Below are 18,455 nucleotides of genomic sequence, written 5' to 3' on the forward strand. Positions count from 1 at the left end.
CTTAACCGCGGCCTGGCTCCGTACGGCAGGTGGCAGGTGCCCCCGGCACCCTGACCTGCGGCCCCGGGCCCGTACGGGACTCCGCCGTCCGGGGCGCGTACGGGACAGCGGCGTCCGGGCCCGTACGGGCGGCGTCAGACCGGGGACTGGCGGGCGCCCGGCAGGTCCTCCGGGAGCAGCAGGCGCAGGTCCTCCAGGCCGGGCGTGGCGATGGTGCCGAGCCGGCGGGCCTGCTGGGTCATCATCTCCTCCACCAGCTGGCGGCCGGTACGGGCGTTGCCGAAGGAGCGGTCCCGGGGCAGCGCCGCCACATAGCCGCGCAGCGCCTCCACCGTGGACGGCGGGCAGTCGTAGCCCGAGTCCGCCGCCTGGGCGGTGATGATCCCCACCAACTCGTCGGTGGTGTAGTCCTCGAAGACCACGGTACGGGTGAACCGGGAGGTGAGGCCCGGGTTGGAGTCCAGGAAGCGGCGCATCTCCGCGCTGTACCCGGCGGCGATCACCACGATCTCGTCGCGGTGGTCCTCCATCAGCTTCAGCAGCGTCTCCACCGCCTCCCGGCCGAAGTCCGAGGGCGAGCCCTCCGGTGTGAGGGTGTACGCCTCGTCGATGAACAGCACCCCGCCCAGGGCCCGTTCGAAGACCTCCTTGGTCAGCTGCGCGGTGTGCCCGACATAGCGGCCGACCAGGTCGGCGCGGGCCACCTCCACCAACTGCCCCTTGGGCAGCACGCCGAGGGAGTGCAGGATGTCCGCGTACAGCCGGGCCACCGTGGTCTTGCCGGTGCCGGGCGGCCCGGAGAAGACCAGGTGCTGGCTGATCCGGGGGGCCGGCAGCCCCGCCGCGCGCCGCTGCCGCGCGGTGGCCAGCAGATGGACCTGGTCGGTCACCGCCCGCTTCACCGCCGAGAGCCCGACCATGGCCTCCAGCTTGGCCAGCAGCTCGTCCGAACTGCCCGCCGCGTCCTGCGCGTCGGCCCCCTGGCCGACCGGCACGTCCTCGGGGAGCAGCAGCGACAGGTCGCTCTCGGCCGGATCGCGCATCGACCCCAGCCGGAACGCCTGCCGGTCGACCATCTCCTCGAACACCCGCCGCGCCGCACGGCCGTTGCCGAAGGTGGCGCCGCGCTCCATCCGGCCGTAGTGGCGGGCCAGCGCGTCCAGGGTGCCCGGGTCCAGCGTGTAGTGGTGCGCCTCGCACATCTGCTCGGTGATGGTGACCAGCTCCTCCACCGAGTAGTTGGCGAAGTCGATGGTCCGGGTGAAGCGGGAGGCCAGACCCGGGTTGGACTCCAGGAAGGCGCCCATCTCGTCGGTGTAGCCGGCGGCGATCACCACCACCTCGTCGCGGTGGTCCTCCATCAGCTTCAGCAGCGTGTCGATGGCCTCCCGGCCGAAGTCCGCGCCGCCGCCCTTGCCGTCCGACAGCAGGGTGTACGCCTCGTCCAGGAACAGCACCCCGCCCAGCGCCTCCTTGAACGCCTCGGTGGTCTTGATCGCGGTGCCGCCGATCACCTGCGCCACCAGATCGGCCCGGGAGACCTCCACCAGGTGCCCCGAGCGCAGCACCCCCAGCTCGGTCAGGATGCCGCCGTACAGCCGGGCCACGGTGGTCTTGCCGGTGCCGGGCGGCCCGGAGAAGACCAGATGGCGGCTCATCGGCGGCACCGGCATGCCGAGCCGGGTCCGGCGCTGCGCCAGCTGGTTGAGGTTGACCAGGGTCCGCACCTGGTGCTTGACGTCGGCCAGCCCGATCAGCGACTCCAGCTCCTCCAGCGGCCCCTTGGGGGCGGCCCGGCCCGGCCGGCCCCCGGCGCCCGCCGCCTGGGCCGCCACCTCGGCGCCCCAGAGGTCCGGCGCGCCGTTGCCCGTGCTGGTCAGGTCCTCCACGGTGAGCCGCTCGCCCGGCCGGGTCTGCCGCAGGCCCGCGCCCCGGTTCTCCCGTACGGCGCAGCCGGTCGCGGTGACCGGTTCGGCGCTGTCCACCCGGATGCCGTCCCCGGTGGAGCCGCTGACCAGGCAGGCCGACAGGGTCACCCGGGCCCCCTCGGAGGCGAGCACCCCGTGCGCCCCGGAGTCGGTGATCTCGGCGCGCAGCACCGAGAGTTCACCGCCGCCGTCCACCCCGACGCCGGACGCCCCGGAGGCGTGCACCCGGCAGTCTCGTATCGTGCCCAGGCCCTCCGCGGCGACCCGCAGGCCCACGTCGGCGGACTGGCGGATCGCGGTGTCCCGCAGCTGGGGGTTGCCGCCGGCGCCGATCCGCACGCCGTCCGCGCCGGCGCCCTCGATCTCGCAGTGCTCCAGCCGGCCCCGGCCGCCGTCCACGACCTCCATGCCCGTGCCGCGGGCGTCGAGCACCCGGGCCCGGCGCAGCAGCGGGTTGGCGCCGCCGCGGACCAGCAGCCCGGTGCCGGCCGCGTCCTGGAGGTGCAGCCGGTCGAACTCGGCGGCCGAGTCCTCGTCCAGCAGCACCGCCGCCAGCGGGTCGGCGCAGTCCCGCACCGTGGTGTCGGTCAGCGACGGGGCACTGGAGCCGATCACCCGGATCGCCGAAGCGCCGGCCGAGTCGAACGCGCAGCCCCGGAACATCCCCCGGGACCGCTCGGTGACGGCCAGTCCGTTGCCCTTGGTGCGCGAGGTGCGGCAGTCCACCAGCTCGGGGGCCGCGCCGGAGGCGATGACGATGCCGGGGCCCCGGGTGCCGGTGACCGTGACGTCCTCCAGCACCGGGCGGGAGTCGCTGGTGATGTAGACGCCTACGGCCGCGTCGTGCACCCGGGTCCGCGCCACCCGGGTGGCGCTGCTGCCCTCCAGGGCGATGGCCGGCTTCTCGGTGCCCGAGATCTCGCAGTCCTCCACGGTGCCGGTCGCCTCGCCGTTGGCCAGCACGCCGTTGCCCCGGGCGTCCCGGATGCGGCAGCCGCGCACGGCGGTACGGGCCTGCTCGCCGATGACCACGCCGGTGGTGCCGAGATTCTCGATGACGCAGTCCGCCACCACCGTCCCGGTGGGCGCGGTGTCCACCACCCCCGCGCCGTCCGGGTTGCTCACCCGGCAGTCCCGCATGGCCAGCGAGCCGGAGTCGCGGGCGAGCAGCGCCGTCCACGCCGAACCGGCCACCGTGCAGCCGTCCATGGCGATCTGGCCGCGCGCCGCGTCCACCACCGGCACGTCCTCCGTGCCACCGCGCAGGGTCAGGTCGGTGAGCATCACCGCGTCCGCGACCAGGGAGACGGCGCTGCCGCGGCGCGGGCAGATCTCCACACTGCCCCGCTCGCCGTCGGCGACGATGGTCACCCGGGTGCGGACGGTGAGGTTCTCCGGGTAGCGGCCGGGGCGGACCCGGATCACGGCCCCGCTCCGGGCCTGGGTCAGGGCTTCACCGATGGTCCGGCTTCCTTGCGGCTCGTCCGGGCCCACGATGAGCAACTGCCGTGACACGCTGGTCCTCCCTCGTCCCTGTGCGGCCTCCGGCCCACGCGGGACGGCGCGGCGCACCTCCTGCAGGCTACGTGAGGCCGAAGTGATCTACCAGGTGGAACGGGTCAGTTCACCGGCCGTTCCCGCCGAGTCGGCCCGCCCTCGCGCCGACTCCGGCCGCCCGCCCCGCCCTTCGGCCGGACGACCTAGGATGCGCGGCATGAGACGCGCGCTTCCCGCGGCAGCCCTGGCGGCGGCCCTGACGCTGGCCGCCGTGCCGCCCCTGACGGCCGCCCCCGCGTCCGCCGCCCCCGTACCGCTGCCGGTGGTGCGCGCGCAGCTGCCCGCGGACGAGCCGTGCACCGGCGCCTCCGGGCAGACCGCCCGTACCGCGCCCTGGCCGGTACGGGCCCTGCAACTGTCCCGAGCCTGGCGGCAGTCCAAGGGCGCGGGGGTGACCGTCGCGGTGGTGGACACCGGGGTGGGCGCCGGCGCCCCGGCGCTGGCCGGGCGGGTGCGCACGCTCGCCTCGGCGGGGGAGGACTGCGTGGGCCACGGCACCTTCGCCGCGGGGCTGATCGCCGGGGCCCCGCTGCCCGGGGTGGGCGCGGTCGGGGTCGCCCCCGAGGCGCGGGTGCTGGCGGTGCGGTGCACCGACGAACGGGGCACCGCCACGCCGGTGTCGGTGGCCACCGCGATCCGCGCCGCCGCGACGGCGGGCGCGAAGGTGATCTACGTCTCCCGGGCGCTGCCCACCGGGCGGACCGAGCTGACCGGCGCGGTCGCCTACGCGCGGGCCAAGGACGCCCTGGTGGTCGCCCCGGCGGCCCCCGACGCGCTGCCGGACGACCCGCGCGGCGAGAGCCCGCCGCCCGCCACCTGGTACTGGCCGGCGTCCGCCCCGGGGGCGCTGTCGGTGCTGGACTACGGCCCCGACGGCAGCCGCCCGGCCAAGGCGCCCACCGCCGTGGGCGCCGATCTCGCGGCCCCCGGCGGCTCGGTGGTGGGCCCCGGCCCGCGCGGCACCGGCCACTACATCGGCAGCGGCTCCTCGCTGGCCGCCGCCCATGTGGCGGGCGCCGCCGCGCTGGTGCGCTCCCGCCATCCGGAGCTGACGGCGACCCAGGTACGGGACCGGCTCACCGCGACCGGCTACCCGGCGAGCCCGCCGCGGCTCGACCCCTACGCCGCGCTGACCGCCGTCCTGGACGGCGCCTCCGGGTCGGCCCCCCGCCCCGCCCCCGCCCGGATGCCCGCCCCGGCCCCCCACGAGCCCCGCCACCGCGCCCTCGTGGTCGCCGCGGCCGGCGCCGGCCTGCTCATCCTGGTGGCCGCCGCGGCGGCGATCATCCCCCGCGGCCGCACCCGCCACTGGCGCCCCCCGACCCAGCCCCCCACGGCCCCGCCGAACCCACCGGGGCCCTGACGCCGTGCGGCGGTCGGCGCTGTACGGGGTGCTTCCTGCTCGGCGCTGACCGCCGGGCATTCGGCTCCGGTCGCCTTGTCCGACCCGTTCCGGTCGGCCTCGTACCGCCCGCCCCGCTCGCGGGGCCGCCTCAGGCCCGGCCCTCCTCCTCCCCGCCACCCAGGAACGCCGTCTGCACCTGGACCGTCTTGCGGCGGGCGATGCGGGTGGCGCGGCCCGGGGGGAGCAGGCGGCCCTTGGCGTTGCCGAAGACGTAGCCCTCGGAGGGCGGGCAGGAGAGCAGCAGGGCGGGGGTGTTGACCTCCTGGAGGCGGCGCATCAGGGGCTCGCCCATGCCCCGGCCGGCGCCGCTGGCGGAGCGGGCCACGATCAGGTGGAGGCCGACCTCCCAGCCCAGCGCCAGATGGGTGAGCAGCGGCTCGAAGGGGGCGTTCACCGGGCCCGAGCCGACCATGTCGTAGTCGTCGATCAGGACGAACAGCCGCGGGCCGTTCCACCAGTCGGCCAGCCGCATCCGGCCCGGGGCGATGTCCGGGCCCGGGACGCGGGTGCGCACCGCCCGGGCCGCGCCGTCCACCAGGTCGCGCAGCGCGTCGATGGAGACCGCGTGCCCGAGCCGGTACTCGTCGGGCACCGCCTCGACCAGCTCGCGCCGGTAGTCCACCACCATGATCCGCGCCTCGGCCGGGGTGTAGCGGTCCATGATCGCCTTCGCGGCGAGCCGCAGCAGGTTGGTCTTGCCGCTCTCGGTGTCGCCGACCACGATCATGTGCGGGCTCTCGGCGAAGTCGTGCCAGACGACGGACAGTTCGTCCTCCTCCAGGCCGATGGGCACCCGGAAGTCCCCGTGCGGTGCGGGGAGGTCGGACAGGGGCAGTTCGGTGGGCAGCATGCGGACCTGCGGGGCCGGCGGGCCGGTCCAGGCCTCCCGTACCGCGGCGACCAGCCCGGCGACGCCCTCGCCGAGGTCGTCCGAGCTCTCCACGCCGTCGATCCGCGGCAGCGCGGTGAGGTAGTGGAGCTTGCTCTCCCGGGTCAGGCCTCGGCCGGCGGTGCGGGGCACGGTCGCGGCCCGGCGGATGTCGATCTCGGAGTCCATCGCGTCACCCATCCGCAGTTCGAGGTGGGTGCCCGCCTGGTCGCGCACGGCCGACGGCAGCTCGACCCAGCGGGCGGTGGTGACGATGAGGTGGATGCCGTAGTTGAGGCCCCGCGCGGCGATCGCATTGAAGGTGGTGATGTGCCGGTCGTAGTCCTGCCGGACCGTCGACCAGCCGTCGATCACCAGGAACACGTCGCCGTGGTCCTGGTCCGGGAACTCCCCGTTGGCCCGGCGGCGGCGGAAGTTCGCCATCGAGTCGATGCCGTGGTCCAGGAAGAACTTCTCCCGGGACGCCAGCAGCGTGGTCACCTCCGCGATGGTCCGGCCGACCCGCTCGGCGTCCAGCCGGGCCGCCACCCCGCTCATGTGCGGCAGTCCGGCCAGCCCGGCCAGGGTGCCGCCGCCGAAGTCCAGGCAGTAGAACTGCACCTCGCTGGGGGTGTGGGTGAGGGCCAGCGCGGCCAGCACGGTGCGCACCATGGTGCTCTTGCCGCTCTGCGGGCCGCCCGCGATGGCGATGTGCCCGCCCACCCCGGACAGGTCCACCTCCAGCAGGTCGCGCCGCTGGTCGAAGGGGCGGTCCACCACCCCGATCGGCACCTTCAGCCGCCCCCGGCCCGGGGCGGCCGCCGTGGTCAGGCCCAGCTCCGGATGGGGCGCCAGCGGCGGCAGGATCCGGTCCAGGGTGGCCGGCAGGTCCAGCGGCGGCAGCCACACCTGGTGGGCCGGCGGCCCCTCCCCGAGCAGCCGATCCACCGCCACCGAGAGGAGGGAGTTGCCGTTCTCTTCGGCCTCCGCCTCGGGCTGCGGGGGGTCGGGTACGGCCCGGGGGACGACGTAGCCGGTACCCCACGGCACCGTCTGGCCGGCGGCCCGCGCCTGCCCCGCGCTGCCGCGCCGCTCGCGGTAGGGGCCCGAGACATACGCCGCCCGGAACCGGGTCAGCGCCTCCACCCCGGACTTGAGGTAGCCGCCGCCGGGGGCCGAGGGCAGCTCGTAGGCGTCCGGCACGCCCAGCACCCCGCGGCTCTCCATCGCCGAGAAGGTCCGCAGACCGATCCGGTACGACAGATGGCTCTCCAACTGGTGCATACGGCCCTCGTCCAGCCGCTGCGAGGCCAGCAGCAGATGCACCCCGAGGCTGCGGCCCAACCGCCCGATCATCACGAACAGCTCCATGAACTCGCGATGCGCGGCCAGCAGTTCGCTGAACTCGTCGACGACCACGAAGAGGCTGGGCAGGGGCGCCAGCGGCGTCCCGGCGGCCCGCGCCTTCTCGTACTCCAGCGCCGAGGTGTAGTTTCCGGCCGCCCGCAGCAGCTCCTGGCGGCGGATCAGCTCGCCGTGCAGCGCGTCCTGCATCCGGGAGACCAGCGCCGCCTCGTCCGCCAGGTTGGTGATCACCGCCGAGGTGTGCGGCAGCTCATCCAGGCCCAGGAAGGTCGCCCCGCCCTTGAAGTCCACCAGCACGAAGTTGAGCGTCTCGGAGGAGTTGGTCAGCGCCAGCGCCAGCACCAGGGTGCGCAGCAGCTCGCTCTTGCCGGAGCCGGTGGCCCCGATCAGCATGCCGTGCGGTCCGGTGCCGCCCTGCGCCGACTCCTTGATGTCCAGCTCCACCGGCACCCCGTCGGCGCCCACCCCGATCGGCACCCGCAGCCGGCTCGGCCCGGTGCCCCGCCGCCACAGCGGATCGGGATCGTGCCGGTGCAGGTCCGCGATGCCCAGCAGGGTGGTCAGCTCCACATCGGTGGAGAGCGGTTCGGCGGTGTCCGTGCCGATGCCCATCCGGTACGGCGCCAGCCGCTTGGCCAGCGCCCGCGCGGTGTGCGGCCCGAACACGTCCGGCACGCCCAGGAAGGTGGTCTGCTCCTTGCGGTCCCGGTCGGTGCGCACCAGCCGCAGCTCACCGTCCTCCACCTCGAAGCGGAGCGTCACCCGGCCCGGCCGCCAGGTCAGCGCGCCCGACAGGTCCAGCACCACGGTGTTGCGCAGCCCCGGCCCGTCCAGCCGGTGCCCGCCCGGCACGGTGCCGCCGTCCACCACGATCACCGTGAACGGCTCCTCCCGGCCCGGCAGCGCCTCCGGGTCGAACGCCGGCCGCTCCAGGAACTCCGGACCCAGCAGGTCCTCCAGCTCACCGAAGGCCGCCCCGGTCATCCGGGCCGGGCCCGCCCCGTCTGTCTCCTGCGGGTGCAGATGGTGCGGCAGCCACTTCACCCACTCCCAGTCCGCCCGCCGCTCGTCCGACACGCACAGCGCGATCCACAGGTCGTCGGGGGAGTGGAACGCCGCCAACTGGCCCACCAGCGCCCGCGCCAGAGCCCGCGTCCGCTCGGCGTCGCCCCGGAACAGCACCCGCGCCCAGGCCCGCAGATACAGCGCGATCGGCTGGTCCGGGACCGTCCCGTAGGCCCGGATGAAGCTGCGCAGCGCATGCGCGGCCAGCGGCTCCAGGTCCTCCACCGGGCTGGTCGCCAGCGGGTTCAGCCGCAGCCCCAGCTTCTGGTCCCCGACGGCCACCCGCACCTCGCCGAAGTCCTCGTCCTGCGGCCGGCGCTCCCACAACCGGGTGGAGTCGGCGATCGACCAGAGCGCGGCCGGCTCCGGATGCCGCCAGGCCAGCGCCCGCTGCTGGTCGACCACGGCCGCCCGCACCTTGCGCCGGGTCTGGGTCAGATAGCGCAGATAGTCGCGGCGCTCGCCCTTCAGCCGCTGCTTGCGCTCGCTGTTGCGACGCATCACCTGGCCCAGCATCATCGCCCCCGAGGCCACCACCATCAGCCCCAGCGCCAGATAGATGAAGCTGCTGCCGCCGGAGGACCCCGGCCGGATGAACATCAGCATCATCGACACCGACATCAGCGCCATCGGCAGATACGTCCACACCGCCGAGGAGTCGGGCACCACCTCGGGCAGCACCGGCGGCTCCTGGAGGGTCAGCTCCCCCTCCGGCATCTCCGGGCCCCGCCTGCGGGCCGGCCTGCGGAACAGCACCACACTCACCGTACGGACTCCTTCGCCCGCCGGAACCGGTGACGGCCGGCGGTGGGTACCTCGGACAGATGATTGATACTACGATCGTCCGGGCCGCGTGCCCAAGGTCAAAAGGGGCCGCGACCAGGCCTGTTGGCCTGCCCGAACCGGGCGGAAGCGGGCGGACGACGCCACACCGGAACGCGTGGAGAACACGTGGAGAACGCGGAAGGGCGTGAGCCAGCCCCATGAGTGACAACCAGGTGGCAGGTCTGTGCCGGGTGACCGTACGCGCCCCGGCGCGCACCGTCGACCTCGCCGTACCCGCCGACGTACCGGTGGCCGACCTGCTGCCGGCCGTCCTCGGCTACGCCGGGGACGACCTGGAGGAGACCGGCGTCGAACACGGCGGCTGGGTCCTCCAGCGCCTCGGCGGCGAACCGATGGACGAGGAACGCACCCTCGACTCCTTCGACCTGCGCGACGGTGAGACCCTCTACCTGCGCCCGCGCACCGAGGCCCTGCCCGAGGTGCACCTGGACGACCTGGTCGACGGCATCGCCACCACCCTCCAGCGCCGCCCGCACGGCTGGTCCCCGGCCGCCGCCCGCGCCGTGCTGCGCGGCCTGGCCGTCGCCACCCTGCTCACCGGCCTCGCGGTGCTGGCGCTGCCCGGCGGCTCCGGCACCGTCCGCGCCGTCTGCGCCACCGTCGCCGCGCTGCTGCTGCTGGCCGGCGCCGCCGCCGCGGCCCGCGCGGTCGGCGACGGCGGCGCGGCGGCCGCCCTCGGACTGCTGGTCGGCCCCTACATGGCCGTCGCCGGCTGGCTGCTGCCCGGCGGGTCGATCACCGGAGCGCACGGCCAGGAGGTGCTCGGCGCCCGGCTGCTCGCCGCCTCCGCCGCCGGGGCCGGCGGCACGGTCCTCGCACTGGCCGCCGTCGCCGCCTACGCGGCGCTGTTCCTGGCCCCCGCGGTGCTCGCCCTCTTCGGCGCGCTGACCGCCACCGGCATGCTGGTGGCGGACCTGACCCCCGTGGAGGCGGCCGGCGTCATCGCGCTGCTCGCGGTGCTCCTCGGCGCCTTCGTGCCCTCGCTGTCCTTCCGGATGGCCGGACTGAAGATGCCCCCGCTGCCCACCAACGCCCAGCAGCTCCAGGAGGGCATCGAACCGCACGCCACGGCCGTGGTGGCCGCCCGCTCGGTGCTGGCCGACGGCTGGATGAGCGCCCTGTACGGCGCGGTCGGGCTGGTCTGCGCCGGCTGCCTCACCATGCTCGCCCACCACCCCGGCCTCGCCGAGGTGATCACCGCCGCCGTGCTGTCGCTGCTGCTCCTGCTGCACGCCCAGGGCCTCGGCAACGTCTGGCAGCGGCTGTCGCTGGTGATGCCGGGCGCCTGGGGCCTGGCCCTGCTGGCCTGGGCCGCCGCCCTGGACTACGACCCCTCCGGCCGGCTGCTGCTGGCCGTCGGGCTGCTCGCGGCCACCGCCGGGATCGCCATCGCCTCCTGGACGGTGCCGGGCCGCCGGCTGGTGCCCTACTGGGGCCGGGCCGGGGAACTGCTCCACTCGGCGGCCGCCATCGCCCTGCTGCCCCTGGTGCTGTGGGTGCTCGGCGTCTACGGGGCCCTGCGGGCCCTCAACGGCTGACCTCGGAATCGGAAAGGGGCGGGCGCGATGCAGTCCAGACGCGACCAGGTGCAGGCCCATATGTTCGTCATGGGCCGGCTCACCTCCGCCATGCTCCGGGGCGACCCGGACGCACCGGAGAGCCCCCAGGGGCGCACCAACCGCGGGATCGCCATCGGGGTGGTGATCGCCGTGCTGATCTCCGCCGGAGCCTTCGTCTTCGGCCTGTTCAAACCGGGCACCAAGGACTCCTGGCGGGAGCCCGGCACCCTGGTCGTCGCCAAGGAGACCGGCTCGCGCTACCTCTTCCTCGACGGACGGCTGCGCCCGGTGCGCAACTACGCCTCCGCCCGGCTGCTGGGCGGCGCCGACCTCACGACCACCTCGGTGGGCGGCCGCTCCCTCGACGGCACCCCGCACGGCTCACCCGTCGGCATCCTCGGCGCCCCCGACGCGCTGCCCGCCGCCGACCGGCTGGACACCGGCGCCTGGCAGGTCTGCTCCACCGCCGCCGACGGGCCGGCCGCCACCGTCCTCGCCATCGGCGCCCCCACCGCCGGCGGCGGACTGGGCTCCGGCGAGGCCGTCCTGGTCACCGGCCCCGACGGCACCGACCACCTGCTCTGGCGGGGCAGCCGGCTCCGGCTGGATGGCACCTCCCGCGCCGCGCGGGCCCTCGGCTACGACGCCAGGCCCCGTACCCGGGTCTCCGCCGCCTTCCTCAACGCGCTGCCCGAAGGACCCGCCCTCGCCGCGCCGGAGGTGCCCGGCCGGGGCGAGAAGGGCCCGTCCCTGGCCGGCGCCGAGACGCGTATCGGACAGGTCTTCCGGATCACCGTCCCCGGCTCACCCGCCCGCTACTACCTGCTGCGCCGCGACGGGCTGGCCCCGCTCACCGCGACCGGCGCCGCGCTGGTCCTCGGCGACCCCGAGACCCGCCGTACCGCCTACGCCGGGCAGGCGCCGGCCGCCGCCGAACTCGGCGCCACCGCCCTGGAGGGCCGTACCGCCCCCGCCCCGGACACCGACCCGGCCGCCGACCTGCCGGAGTCGCCGCCGCGGGCGGTCGCCCCGCCGGACGGCTGGACACCCTGCGCCCGTATCGGCAGCGCCGGCGGCGGTACGCGGGTGAGCGTCGCCCTCGCCCCGATCGGCGGCCTCGGCCCGGCCGCCCAGCCCGCCCCCGAGGGCCTGACCCCCGCCTGCACCCGGGTCGACCGGATCACCGTCCGCCCCGGTGGCGGCGCCCTGGTCCGGGCGCTCGGCGCGGGCGGCGGCGCGCTCGGCTCCACGGTCTACCTGGTCACCGAGAGCGGAACGAAGCACCGGGTCGCGGACCAGGAGTCGCTGGCCGCGCTCGGGTACGGCACCGGGCAGGCCCGCGGGCTGCCCTCGCCGCTGCTGGCGATGCTCCCCACCGGCCCCGACCTCAGCACCACCGCGGCCGTGACCGGGCGTTCCGCTACCACGGCCGCGCCCTGCCCCCAAGAGGCCGGATCCGAGGCGGAACCGGCGAAGGCGGCCGCCGGGCAGGAGGCGCGGAGGTGACGGGAGCATGTCGGGCCGCCCCCCGGAGAACCATCCGGAAGGAACGGGCGTCTGATCCGTGTAGTCGGTGTAAAAAACCGGGTACGTCACCGGCACGGCTGGATTCTTGACGGCCCTTCACGCAGAATCCGACTGGCCACCTCTTTTGTTGGAGGTTCAACTGGACCCGCGCACGGACCGGTTGCCGCTTCGATGAGAGCATGTGGCCCCCTTGTGCCCGCCGCCTTGGGCGACCGCGGGCCGACCGGCGTCAGCTGAGGAGTTACGGTCCATGGCAGGCATGCAGCAGTCACAGGAACAGGCCACACGGAATGGTGTGATGGCCCTGGAGCAGGCGTTCACCGGCGTGCAGAACTGCCGCCAGGACGTGGAGAACATGAAGTTCAACCTGTCCTCCGGCCTCAAGGGCTCGGACGGCAAGGCGTTCCAGGACCTGCTCAAGCTCTGGGACGACCAGGCGGAGATCATCTCGCGCAACCTGCGCGACATGGTCGACACCCTCAACGAGACGCTGCGCACGCAGGGTCTCACCCAGGGCTCCAACAACGAGTCCATCAACACCGCGTACACCCAGTCGCAGTCCATCTTCGACACGCTCAGCGGCTGAGCCCCGCCCGGTCCCCGCCACCCACGGCGGCGACCGGCCCACCCCCGCCCCCTTCAGCACCCGTTGCGAGACGAGGCCCACCATGAGCGACGACTTCACCGACGGACACATCTACGTCGACTACCGCCATATGACCAACGCGGCGGACGACATGGTCCAGCAGACCCGGGCGATAGCCACCATCCTCGCCAACCTCGACGCCGAGCTCCAGCAGCTCAAGCAGACCTGGGAAGGCGAGGACCGGCAGGTCTACAACGACAAGCAACTCGCCTGGAACAACGCCGTCGAGGCGATGCGCAACCTGCTGGAGAACCACTCCCGGCTGCTCACCGACGTGTCGGACAACTACCAGTACAGCGAGAAGTCCCTCACCCAGCTCTGGAGCGACGTGCGCATCGGCCGCTGACACCCGGCCCCGCCCCCACTCCGGTCCGGCCGGTTTCCGCCCGCCGTCGCCGAGAGCGCTCTCCTGAGCCCTCCCGGCGGCCGGGCGGCCGGCCCCGGGCCCACCGGGGGCGGGCAGGGCGTGGCGGTGGAGTCCGAGAGCCGGCAGACCGACGACAGCAGGAGCAGGAGCCGTACATGGCCGAGAACAGCCCGGTCAACCTGGACAAGGCGTGGCTGCAGAACTTCCTCGACGTGGACGTCGCGGGGTTCGTCGCCGAACTGGACAAGATCACCAAGGACGGTGTGGGCCCGACCGGCGAGGACGTGCCGGCCCTGGCCAACATCGGCGAGGGCGGCGCCCGCCCCGACTTCGTGAAGCCCGGCGCGGAACTCCCGCTCACCATCGGCATCATGAAGGACAACGACAAGGAGGTGAGCGGCAAGAACCTCCAGGACTCGGTGAAGAAGATGATCACCGACATCAAGACCATCCTGGAGGAGCAGAAGACCCTGTTCGAGGACATCGACGACAACCTGCGCACCAGCATCGAGAAGCTGTTCAAGGCCCAGGGCGACAACCTGGCCAAGATCGAGGGCGACAAGTTCCTCGACATCTTCGAGGACGTGGACGAGACGCTCGGCGGCGGCGAGAGCGAGGACGACGACTAGCCCCGCGCCCCAGCCGACCCGTCACCCGGGTCGCGTCCCCGTAGCCCGACCCCCGCCGCCCGGCCCCGTCACCCGGGTCGCGCCCCGCCCGCCCCACCCGCACCCCCGGAGCCGACCGTGCGTGAAGAGAACATCAAGCCGCTCACCTCGGACAACGACGGCTGGCGCCAGGCCGTGGAGTTCTTCACCGGCTATCTCGCGCCCGAGCGGGGCAAGCTCTTCGACGAACTCAAGGGCAACGCGGACATCCCGCAGATGAAGGTCGAGATCAGCAAGCAGGACTCCGTGGACTACGCGGACCCCGACGACTTCAACTGGCGGGTGGAGAACGCCGGCTTCCGGATCGAGAACACCGACTTCGTCGTCCCGTTCTACATGACCGGCAGCGACAACCCCCAGAGCGGCGACAAGATCAGCATGTACAAGGCGCGGATCACGCTGCTCGGCAACAAGAGCTCGGACGGCCCGCCCGCCGGCGGGGTCGTGGAGGGCGGCGAGTTCAAGAGCCAGTACGACAACCACCTCGGGCTGACCGGTGACGCGGCCACCTGGACCACCCAGCCGCTGACCCAGTACAGCTACGGCACCGGGCGCGCCTTGGAGGCGCTGCTCAACAACCCCGACGGCACCTACAACTTCCACTGGAACGGCCTCAACGTCCTCGACAACAAGCAGGTGAGCCTCGCCTCCTTCGACACCGCGGCGGCCGCCTTCGACCGGGTGGCGCAGTTCTTCGCCGGCCGGCGCGACGCAGTCCAGGAGTGGGAGCGCCGCATAGGCACCGAGCAGAACGACGCCTGGCGCGGCCAGGCCGCCGGTGTCTTCTGGAACCTCGTGCACATCCTGAGCAAGCAGTACGAGGGCTACGCCAAGGACATGGCCGGCACCACCGGCGGCTCCAAGCAGGGCGACGAGATACGCCAGGCCAAGACCGACCTGCGCAACGCGGTCAGCACCCTGCAACGCAGCTGGGCCCACTGGGAGTGGTACATGGGCAACCCGCTGCGCTGGCTGCACGACATGCTGGTGGAGATCACCGACCATGTCTGGGAATACAACATCAAGATGATCACGTACAAGATCAACACCGGCGCGCGGGGCCATGTCTACACCACGTACCACGCGATGTCCGGCTTCGACCAGAACGCCACCCGCTACCTCAAGGGCGACACCTTCGGCCAGCTCGACGAGCTGACCACCTGGAAGAACGTCGGCGAGAAGGCCGTCCAGCTCTGGCAGGGCTCCGTCATCGAGAACCTGGTCGAGCCCGCCCAGCAGGCCATGCGCGACGTGCAGAACGCCTGGGCCTCCTCCAGCTTCGTCCTCGGCTCCATCAAGACCCGCGGCGGCAGCGACCTCACCAGCAGCTACAAGGAGGACAAGGCCGAACTCAAGGAGGAGGAGGCCAAGCGCAAGGAGGAGGAGGCGCAGCGCAAGCAGGACGAGTTCATGGCCTGGCAGAAGGAGCAGGCCGCCAAGGCGGAGGCCGAGGCCAAGCGCCGCGAGGAGGAGGCCAAGGCGGAGGCGGCCCGCAAGGAGAAGGAGGCCGCCGAGAAGGAGGCCCAGGCCAAGGCCGAGCAGGAGCGCAAGGAGAAGGAGGCCGAGGCCAAGGCCGCCGAGAAGGAGGCCGAGCAGGAGCGCAAGCAGGCCGAGGCCGAGGCCAAGCAGGAGCAGAAGGAGAAGGAGGCCGAGGCCAAGGCGGCCCAGAAGGAGGCCGAGGCCGAGCAGAAGGAGGCCCAGGCCAAGGCCGAGCAGGAGCAGAAGGAGAAGGAAGCCGAGGCCAAGCAGGCGCAGAAGGAAGCCGAAGCGGAGCAGAAGCAGGCCGAGGCGGAGGCCAAGCAGGCGCAGAAGGAGGCGGAGGCCGAGCAGAAGCAGGCCGAGGCCGAGCAGAAGGCGGAAGCCAAGCAGGCCGAGCAGGAGGCCAAGCAGGAGGAGGCCCAGCGCCGCGCCGAGGAGGCTCAGCAGCGCCAGGAGCAGGTCCAGGCCGCCCAGTTCGCCCAGTCCCGCGCCGACCAGGAGCGCCAGCGCAAGGAGCAGGAGCAGAAGGAGGCCGAGGCCGAGGCCAAGGCCGCCCAGAAGGAAGCCGAAGCCGAGCAGAAGGCCGCCGAGAAGGAGGCGGAGGCGGAGCAGAAGCAGGCCGAGGCCGAGCAGAAGGCGGAGCAGAAGGAAGCCGAGGCGAAGGCCGAGCAGGCCCAGAAGGAGGCGGAGGCCGAGCAGAAGCAGGCCGAAGCCGAGCAGAAGGCGGAAGCCAAGCAGGCCGAACAGGAGGCCAAGCAGGCGCAGAAGGAGGCGGAGGCCGAGCAGAAGCAGGCCGAGGCCGAACAGAAGGCGGAGGCCAAGCAGGCCGAGCAGGAGGCCAAGCAGGAGGAGGCCCAGCAGCGCGCCGAACAGGCCCAGCGCGAGCAGCAGGAGGAGCAGCGCCGGCTCCAGACCGAGCAGGAGCTGCGCCAGGACCAGCTGCTCACCGAGCAGGAGAAGCGCGAGGCCGAACAGCGCGCCGAGGCCGAGGCCAAGCAGGCGGAGGCGGAGGCCAAGGCGGAGGCGCGGCAGCAGGAGCAGGACACCAAGCAGGCCGAGGCGGAGGCCAAGCAGGCCGAGGAGCAGGCCCGTCGCGAGGCCGCCTACGAGCAGGCCCAGGCCGAGTACGACCAGGCGCGCGGCGAAGGGCTCCCGGGCGGCGACCGCCCCGGACTCGACCGGCCCGGCTCGATCGACCCGATCACCGGTGAGTTGAACCCCGGCGACCTGCCCTCACTCGGCGGCGCCGACCTGCCCGTCTACTCCGGCGACGGGCTCACCATGCCCGACGGCAGCCACACCAGCATCGACGACCAGGGCCGCGTCGTCACCCGCCACCCCGACGGCACCACCGTCACCATCGACCCCGACCTGCACACCTCCACCGTCACCCGCCCCGACGGCACCACCTCCACCGGGCCGCTGAACACCGGCGACCGGCTCCCGCACCCCGACGGCAGCGTCTCGCACATCGAGCCCGACGGCCGGGTGATCACCGACTACCCGGACGGCACGACCACCACGATCGACCCGCACACCGGCATCGGCACCACCACCCGCCCCGACGGCACCGTGATCACCGGCGACCTCAACGGCGGCGGCGCCCTGCCCGGCGGCTCGGGCCCCCACTCCTCCCTCCCCACCCTGGACCGCCCCTCCTACGACGGCTCCCTCGGCGGCTACGAGGAGGAGCTGTACGACGACACCCCCTACGAGCGGCCCACGGTCGGCAGCGGCGCCGGGCCCCTGCCCGCCTACGGGGCGGCCGGCGGCGACTTCGGCAACCAGCTCAACACCGGCTCTCTGCCCGGTTCGAACGTGGGCGGCGGCTCCGCGCAGACGCCGATGGGCGGGGCGCCCATGGGAGGCATGCCGATGGGCGGCATGGGCGGCGCCGGGGCCGGAGGTGGCGGCGGCGCCAACAACTCCGAGCGGGTCCGCAACGTCATCGACGACGGCCGCCCCGTGGGCGGACCGCGCGGCGGACGCCCCCGGCCGGGCGGCCCCCGGGGCGGGCACGACGAGAACGACGTACGGGTCTCCACCCCGCGTACCGCCGCCACCACCGGTGGCTCGCCGTTCATGCCCATGGGCGGGCAGGCCCCCGGCCAGCAGCAGACCCAGAGCGGCGACCGCACCCGCGACGCCTGGGTGCAGGAGGAAGAGGACGTCTGGGGCACCGACGAGGGCGGCTCCCCGGCCGTGATCGGACGATGACCCCGGCCGCCCGTATTCGCCCCCCTGCCCGCTTCCCCCGCCCCACCGACCGGAGGTGCCACCGGTGACCGAATCGATCGAGCAGCGCATCAAGAAGGCCATGGCCGAACTGGAGTCCGTCCAGGAGGCCGTGGCCCGCGCCGAGGACCGGATGGCGGGCGCCACCGAGACCGTGCGGTCCCGGGACCGCTCCGTGGAGGTCGTCATCGGCCCCCAGGGGGAGCTGGCCGGGCTGAAGTTCCTGGACAGCAAGTATCGTTCGATGAACGCGGCCCAGCTGGCGGCCTCGGTGATGGAGGCGGCCGAGCGGGGTCGGGCCCGGATGGCCCGCCAGGTGATGGACGTCTTCGAACCGCTGACCCGCGCCGAGGGCGCGGCCTCGGGGGTGCGCGGGGTCGACCTCGACTGGGACCGGGTCTTCGGCTCCGCGCTGGCGGGCGAGGATGAGGCGCCCGGACGGCCCCGCCGCTCCGCCGACCGGCTGCGGGACGAGATCCACGAGGACGGCTACGGCGGTCACCACGGAGGGAAGCGGTCATGAGCGGTGTCTTCGAGGCCTACCCGGCCGAACTGCGGACGGCCATCGAGCGGATGAGGAACCTGCCCAGGATGGCGTACGCGCTGGGCCGCGACTTCCGCTCCGACGAGCAGACCTACACCGCCTGGCCCGGCTGGACCGACGACTACGCCCAGCAGAACCGCCCGGTCTACGAGCGGAACAACGAGTTCTGCACCGGCTCCAGCGAGAAGCTGTTCGAGGCGCTCGACGGACTGGTGCAGGCCACCCTCGCCAATCTCAACAGCATCGAGCGCACCCAGTCGGACTCCGAGGAGCGGATCGCCGAACACCGGCGCAGGACACCCGAGTCCATCTTCGACGACGGCGAGACCGGGGGCGGCGGCGGAGGACGCCGCTGACCGGCGCCTGAGGGCGAGACGGGTACGGCGGACGGGCAAG

11 protein-coding genes are annotated in these 18,455 nt (G+C 73.7%); 9 read left to right on the forward strand and 2 right to left on the reverse strand.

The window, feature by feature from the left end:
• Nucleotides 1-134: 134 nt before the first annotated feature.
• Complete coding sequence (locus M1O15_RS12235) at nucleotides 135-3,443, reverse strand: right-handed parallel beta-helix repeat-containing protein (RefSeq protein WP_248633736.1); 3,309 nt, start codon at nucleotides 3,441-3,443, stop codon at nucleotides 135-137.
• A 199-nt stretch (nucleotides 3,444-3,642) separates the two neighbouring features.
• Between M1O15_RS12235 and M1O15_RS12240 the strand changes: the two genes are divergently transcribed.
• On the forward strand, nucleotides 3,643-4,848 hold the full coding sequence (locus M1O15_RS12240; RefSeq protein ID WP_248633737.1) for a S8 family serine peptidase: 1,206 nt from the start codon (nucleotides 3,643-3,645) through the stop codon (nucleotides 4,846-4,848).
• A gap of 130 nt (nucleotides 4,849-4,978) precedes the next feature.
• Here M1O15_RS12240 and eccCa read toward each other — a convergent pair whose 3' ends face one another.
• The gene (gene eccCa, locus M1O15_RS12245) at nucleotides 4,979-8,947 is read right to left on the reverse strand and encodes a type VII secretion protein EccCa (RefSeq protein WP_248633761.1); all 3,969 of its coding nucleotides are present in this window, start codon (nucleotides 8,945-8,947) and stop codon (nucleotides 4,979-4,981) included.
• Nucleotides 8,948-9,171: 224 nt separating this feature from the next.
• On the opposite strand from eccCa, the gene eccD reads away from it, so the two are divergent.
• The 8 genes from eccD to M1O15_RS12285 all read left to right on the forward strand — a co-directional run bounded on the left by eccD (nucleotide 9,172) and on the right by M1O15_RS12285 (nucleotide 18,415).
• Nucleotides 9,172-10,572: a type VII secretion integral membrane protein EccD gene (gene eccD, locus M1O15_RS12250; RefSeq protein WP_248633738.1), complete on the forward strand. Its 1,401-nt coding sequence runs from the start codon at nucleotides 9,172-9,174 to the stop codon at nucleotides 10,570-10,572.
• Nucleotides 10,573-10,599: 27 nt separating this feature from the next.
• Complete coding sequence (eccB, locus tag M1O15_RS12255; protein ID WP_248633739.1) at nucleotides 10,600-12,099, forward strand: type VII secretion protein EccB; 1,500 nt, start codon at nucleotides 10,600-10,602, stop codon at nucleotides 12,097-12,099.
• Nucleotides 12,100-12,370: 271 nt separating this feature from the next.
• A complete protein-coding gene (locus M1O15_RS12260) occupies nucleotides 12,371-12,706 on the forward strand; it encodes a hypothetical protein (protein WP_248633740.1) in 336 nt (111 codons plus the stop codon).
• An 82-nt stretch (nucleotides 12,707-12,788) separates the two neighbouring features.
• Entirely contained in the window at nucleotides 12,789-13,112 is a 324-nt protein-coding gene (locus M1O15_RS12265; protein WP_248633741.1) for a WXG100 family type VII secretion target, read from the forward strand.
• 176 nt (nucleotides 13,113-13,288) lie between these two features.
• Nucleotides 13,289-13,762, forward strand: coding sequence for a type VII secretion system-associated protein (locus tag M1O15_RS12270; protein ID WP_248633742.1), 474 nt, complete (start codon nucleotides 13,289-13,291; stop codon nucleotides 13,760-13,762).
• 117 nt (nucleotides 13,763-13,879) lie between these two features.
• Nucleotides 13,880-17,497, forward strand: coding sequence for an AAWKG family protein (locus M1O15_RS12275; RefSeq protein ID WP_248633743.1), 3,618 nt, complete (start codon nucleotides 13,880-13,882; stop codon nucleotides 17,495-17,497).
• 64 nt (nucleotides 17,498-17,561) lie between these two features.
• Nucleotides 17,562-18,038, forward strand: a complete 477-nt coding sequence (locus M1O15_RS12280; protein WP_248633744.1) for a YbaB/EbfC family nucleoid-associated protein — start codon at nucleotides 17,562-17,564, stop codon at nucleotides 18,036-18,038.
• Nucleotides 18,035-18,415: a hypothetical protein gene (locus tag M1O15_RS12285; protein ID WP_248633745.1), complete on the forward strand. Its 381-nt coding sequence runs from the start codon at nucleotides 18,035-18,037 to the stop codon at nucleotides 18,413-18,415. Before M1O15_RS12280 ends, M1O15_RS12285 begins: the two co-directional genes overlap by 4 nt.
• The last annotated feature ends 40 nt before the right edge of the window (nucleotides 18,416-18,455 follow it).

It is taken from the genome of Streptomyces lichenis, from assembly GCF_023218175.1.
Taxonomy (GTDB): domain Bacteria; phylum Actinomycetota; class Actinomycetes; order Streptomycetales; family Streptomycetaceae; genus Streptomyces; species Streptomyces lichenis.

Bases quoted from the DNA above. Each gene is read 5' to 3' on its own strand.
- M1O15_RS12240 (WP_248633737.1), top strand. From the start codon at position 3,643: ATGAGACGCGCGCTTCCCGCGGCAGCCCTGGCGGCGGCCCTGACGCTG.
- eccD (WP_248633738.1), top strand. From the start codon at position 9,172: ATGAGTGACAACCAGGTGGCAGGTCTGTGCCGGGTGACCGTACGCGCC.
- eccB (WP_248633739.1), top strand. From the start codon at position 10,600: ATGCAGTCCAGACGCGACCAGGTGCAGGCCCATATGTTCGTCATGGGC.
- M1O15_RS12260 (WP_248633740.1), top strand. From the start codon at position 12,371: ATGGCAGGCATGCAGCAGTCACAGGAACAGGCCACACGGAATGGTGTG.
- M1O15_RS12265 (WP_248633741.1), top strand. From the start codon at position 12,789: ATGAGCGACGACTTCACCGACGGACACATCTACGTCGACTACCGCCAT.
- M1O15_RS12270 (WP_248633742.1), top strand. From the start codon at position 13,289: ATGGCCGAGAACAGCCCGGTCAACCTGGACAAGGCGTGGCTGCAGAAC.
- M1O15_RS12285 (WP_248633745.1), top strand. From the start codon at position 18,035: ATGAGCGGTGTCTTCGAGGCCTACCCGGCCGAACTGCGGACGGCCATC.